The sequence below is a fragment of the Christensenella sp. genome, assembly GCF_034927525.1.
Lineage (GTDB): Bacteria > Bacillota > Clostridia > Christensenellales > Christensenellaceae > Christensenella.
Map to the genome: position 1 here is coordinate 1 of NZ_JAYFPU010000019.1, position 4,504 is coordinate 4,504.

General features: G+C 49.4%; 5 protein-coding genes. All 5 read left to right on the forward strand.

The annotated features are described in order from the left end of the window. Positions 1-767 (forward strand): DUF2971 domain-containing protein (locus VB081_RS00610; protein ID WP_323398932.1); only part of this gene is annotated, 767 nt, incomplete at its 5' end. Between the two features lie 11 nt (positions 768-778). Further along, the gene (locus VB081_RS00615; protein WP_323398933.1) at positions 779-1,849 is read left to right on the forward strand and encodes a GGDEF domain-containing protein; all 1,071 of its coding nucleotides are present in this window, start codon (positions 779-781) and stop codon (positions 1,847-1,849) included. Positions 1,850-1,952: 103 nt separating this feature from the next. Then, the gene (locus tag VB081_RS00620; RefSeq protein ID WP_323398934.1) at positions 1,953-2,330 is read left to right on the forward strand and encodes a BlaI/MecI/CopY family transcriptional regulator; all 378 of its coding nucleotides are present in this window, start codon (positions 1,953-1,955) and stop codon (positions 2,328-2,330) included. Between the two features lies 1 nt (position 2,331). After that, complete coding sequence (locus VB081_RS00625) at positions 2,332-3,951, forward strand: M56 family metallopeptidase (protein ID WP_323398935.1); 1,620 nt, start codon at positions 2,332-2,334, stop codon at positions 3,949-3,951. A gap of 142 nt (positions 3,952-4,093) precedes the next feature. After that, positions 4,094-4,468, forward strand: coding sequence for a GntR family transcriptional regulator (locus VB081_RS00630; RefSeq protein ID WP_323398936.1), 375 nt, complete (start codon positions 4,094-4,096; stop codon positions 4,466-4,468). Positions 4,469-4,504: the final 36 nt, after the last annotated feature.

Here is a 4,504-nt window from a genome sequence, read left to right on the forward strand (position 1 = left end):
CGTTTGCGTTTTCTTTTACGGACGGAGAGACAGAATATAGCGGCCGCGATGCGGTACAAGAGCTCATCAGCTACGAGCTCAAAAGCACGGGGCAGCACTGGTACGACGATTTTATCACATACGCGATCTGCTTCTCCGAGCAGGGCGACAGCTTAAGCCAGTGGCGTGGCTATGCAGATGATGGCAACGGTGTATGTATCGGCTTTTGTCCGGATAAGCTGCAAAAAAAGCTGGTCGATATTCCAGAGACGAACGAGCCGGGTCATACCTTTCAGTTCCAGCCCATTCGCTATACACAGCAGGAACAAAAGGATATGATCCGCCCGTATATCCGCAGTATCTTCCATATCTTAAACGATTTGCTCAAGCAAAACGCACAGCCAACGGGAGAGATCATCAAGCTGTTCCGCGCGATCAACGGACAAAGCGCGTTTTGTAAAAATCCGGCGTTCCATGAGGAACACGAGTGGCGGCTGGCGGTCAATTTCCCGTTGCCCACCATGAACGCCTGCGAGAAATTCGAACAACGTTCCAAGCACGTCGCGCAAAAAGACCTGTTCAGCCGTATTAAGACGACTGTCGTGGGCAAAACCATCAAGTCATACGTAGAGCTCAATTTGCAAAAGGTCGGCATGGACGCGCTCACAAGCATACGACTCGGGCCCAAATGCCAGCTGAGCAAAAACGACGTGAAGCTTTTCTTGTACAGCGAAGGACTTTATTTGCCCGACGGGAGCATTTTGTCCTCGGCGGCAACCTATCGATGAAGAGGATAAGTATGGATAAAAAATGGAAACAATTTTTTAAGGGAACGACACTTGATCAATATAAGGACGAGGTACAAACCCGCAACTATCAAAACCTGAAGTCGTTTTCCCTGATCGGGATCATAATGATGTGTTTTGCAGTGTTGTTTGGGCAGCTAATGCGGCGCACCATTACGTTCAATACAGAATTTTTGGTTATTCTGGCCTACTTTGTGCTGATGTATGTTGTGTTGCGCTGTACAAAAAATCATAACCGGCACAGTACGGTATTGTTTTACTTGTGGATGCTGCCGTTGATGGTCATGGGGATATTGATGGGCACGTTTTTAGATCCGACGCAACCGTCCATTACCATAATGGTGTTCATTTGCGTGCTCCCGTTGTTTATACTAGACAAACCGTGGCGGATCGTGTTGTTCATTGTGTTTGTTGCGGCTGCGTATACGGTTTGCTGCTTTATCGCAAAAACAGAAGAGATGTTTATTGCCGATATGATCGATCTGGTGTTGTTTACCGCACTGGGCATAGGCGTCAACTGCCTCATCTTAAGGGATGGGATATATAACGTGGAATATGCCGCGCGCATGAAAATCGTCTCGGAGAGGGATTCCCTGACAAAAATATTCAATAGGGGCTCAGGAGAAACGAAGATCAAAGCACTGATCGATCGGGGGATCGGCGGGATGTTTTGTATACTGGACGTGGACGACTTCAAATCGATCAATGATCAATATGGACACAGCGCTGGGGATTTGGTGCTTCAAATCGTTGCAGGCGGCCTGCAAAAGCTTTTCAAGGGAGAAAACGTCGTGATGCGTATGGGCGGCGACGAATTTGCCGCATATATCATAGGGGTAACGGATGTGGACAGCGGACGTGATCTCATGAATAGGCTGCTCCAGAGCATCGGTATGGTGTCGTTCCCCAAGATACCGGATTTCCATATTGCGGTCAGTCTGGGCGGCACATTTTTTAATCCTGCAATCAAAAAAGATTTTGAAACACTCTACCACGAGAGCGACAATGCGCTCTATCAGGCAAAAAGAAACGGAAAAGGGCAATATATCCTTCACGAGGGGTAACCCTGCAAAAAAAGTATTGACAATCAAAAACATTATTACTATAATCATAGTAATAAAACTATTGCAATCGTAACACGAGAACAGAGCAAGAGAGGAAGCAAGGATGAAAACAACACTGACAGGGCCCGAATGGGCTGTGATGTCCGCGCTTTGGGGCAAAGAGCCGCAAACGCTTTCCGAGGTGATTCGATCGATGGGTGACAGCGTCAAGTGGAGCTATACGACGTACGCGACCTACCTGTCCAAATTGGTGAAAAAGGGCTTTGTGGGCTTTGACCTAAAGGGCAGGGACAAGTTTTATTATCCGCTGCGCGAACAGGAGGCGTGTATCCGCGAGGAAAGCCGGAGCCTGCTTGACAAAATGGACGATGCGGCGGCAAAGCAGCTGCTTGTATGCATGATCCAGCAAAGCAAACTGACAAAGCAAGACCAGAAGGAGTTAAAGGCGCTGATAGACGAGCTTTCGGAAGGAAGTGAATGATATGGCGGTAGCAAATACCCTTTTGTCTGTCTCCGTTTATGCCGTGGTGATTTTCTGCGGTATTGTCCTGTTCCAGAAACTACTCAAAAACAAATTATCACCAACGCTGCAGTACGGGCTGTGGTTTCTGCTGATCGCACGACTGCTGGTTCCGATAACGATAGAAAGTGGGTTCCATTTCATTACATTGCCTGCAAATGCCGTGCAGCAGACGGTTCCATATACGACGGGTACAGCCGCACAAACCATTACGGGAACACCGGCGGCGCACGTGGCTGCGCTGTCTGCACAACAGATCGTACTGATCGTATGGCTCGCGGGCGTGGCCGTCGTCATGGCCTATATGCTGCTTTATGCGGCACGTATGCACGCAATGCTGCAAAAAAACGGGGTATTGCCGGACAGCCGGATCGCGCGTATCTTTGAGCAATGCAAAGAGGAGGCGGGTGTGCGGCGTGCTATCCCCATGCGTTTGTGTATAGGGCTTACTACGCCTGCGCTCACGGTAGCCTTTTGTCCTAAGCTCTTGCTGCCGGCCGATATGGCGGATGCAGACGATGGTGTGCTGCGCTACGCGATGCTGCACGAGCTGACGCATTACCGCAGGCGCGATTATCTGGTGCGTATGCTGGTGAACCTGTTAAAAGCGGTATGGTGGTTCAATCCGGTGGTATGGCTTGCGGACAGGCGTATTGTGACAGATATGGAGATCGCGTGCGACAGTCTTGTCGTAAAGCGTATGGACAAAGAAGAAAAAAAGCGATACGCAAACACGGTGCTCACCATGTTTTCAGGGGAGGAAGTGCCAAGATATCTTTTAGGAATGGCTCTCGGCAGCTCAAGACAGGTTGCCGAACAAAGAATACGAGGGATATATATGAAACAAAATACAAAGAAAAGCATCAAGCTGGCGGCAGTAGCGCTCTCAGCGGTGATGCTCGTCGCCTGTTTCACTACGGCTTGTTCGCTCGGACAGGCCGCGGATAAGGACATGCAGGCACAGGCAGAAACGCCCGCTCCGGCCGCAACGGAATCAGCCCCTGCGGTGGACGATGCCGCATCGATGGATCCACAGCCCGCAGAACTGCCGGAAGCCGCCGTTACCGATGGCGTGTCGATTCAGGCAAATATGTCGCCTGTTGCACAAAACGAGGCAAAGGTAAAATATATTTTTACGGTAGAAAACAACAGTGGAAAAACGATAGAAAATTGTAAAGTAGAAGCGTCTGCAATCAAAGAGGGGCAAATGGGGGATACCTTCTCTCTTGAGGACGGCCAAAAGAAAACAATGGAATGGACGACCCAAAAGCAAGTTCCAATCACTGTAGAAGCGGTCTTAACGTTCCAAAAGGATGGAGAGACAAAATCCTGTATGGTGTCACTCAGCGTACCGGAGTACATCGGAAATGACGCAGATGCGGAGCTGCCCGAACAACCAGCCCCGGCAAATGTACCGACACCCACGCCGCAACCGTCTGCGGCAGATTACGACGCTGCGCCCACCCCTACCCCGTCGGCAGACGAAGGGCCGGTACCTACGCCCACGCCTGCACCGGTTGATGCCCCTGCGCCGGTACAGCCTCCGATACCTACCCCTACCCCGTCGGCAGCAATACGTTAACCCGAACAAAAACCATATAACCGAAAGAAGGAAGCAGAAACGCTTCCTTTTTTCGTGCAATAAAAGTATTGACAAACAAATATACAAGCGCTATATTGTATATAAAGTATATATACAATATTTAAAACGGAGGATTGGATGAGTGGATATCATCATCAGCAACTCCAGCGGAAAGCCGATCTATGAACAGATCACATCGCAGATCAAAAACATGATCCTGACGGGTGTGCTAAAAGAAGGGGACGCCCTTCCGTCCATGCGGCTGCTGGCAAAGGAACTGCGGATCAGCGTGATCACCACAAAGCGCGCGTATGACGATCTGGAGCGCGACGGTTTCATCGAGAGCTTTACGGGCAAAGGCAGCTTTGTCGCGAAAAAGAACGTGGAATTTGTGCGCGAAGAACAATTAAAAATTGCCGAAGCGTATCTCAAAAATGCGGTGGAAACGGCAAAAAGCAGTGGGATTGCGCTCGAAGAATTACAAGAGATTTTGAGCATCCTTTACGGAGAGGGATAAAAAATGGAAAGTATCGAACTAAAAAATGTATCGAAA

Bases quoted from the DNA above. Each gene is read 5' to 3' on its own strand.
- VB081_RS00615 (WP_323398933.1), top strand. From the start codon at position 779: ATGGATAAAAAATGGAAACAATTTTTTAAGGGAACGACACTTGATCAA.
- VB081_RS00620 (WP_323398934.1), top strand. From the start codon at position 1,953: ATGAAAACAACACTGACAGGGCCCGAATGGGCTGTGATGTCCGCGCTT.
- VB081_RS00625 (WP_323398935.1), top strand. From the start codon at position 2,332: ATGGCGGTAGCAAATACCCTTTTGTCTGTCTCCGTTTATGCCGTGGTG.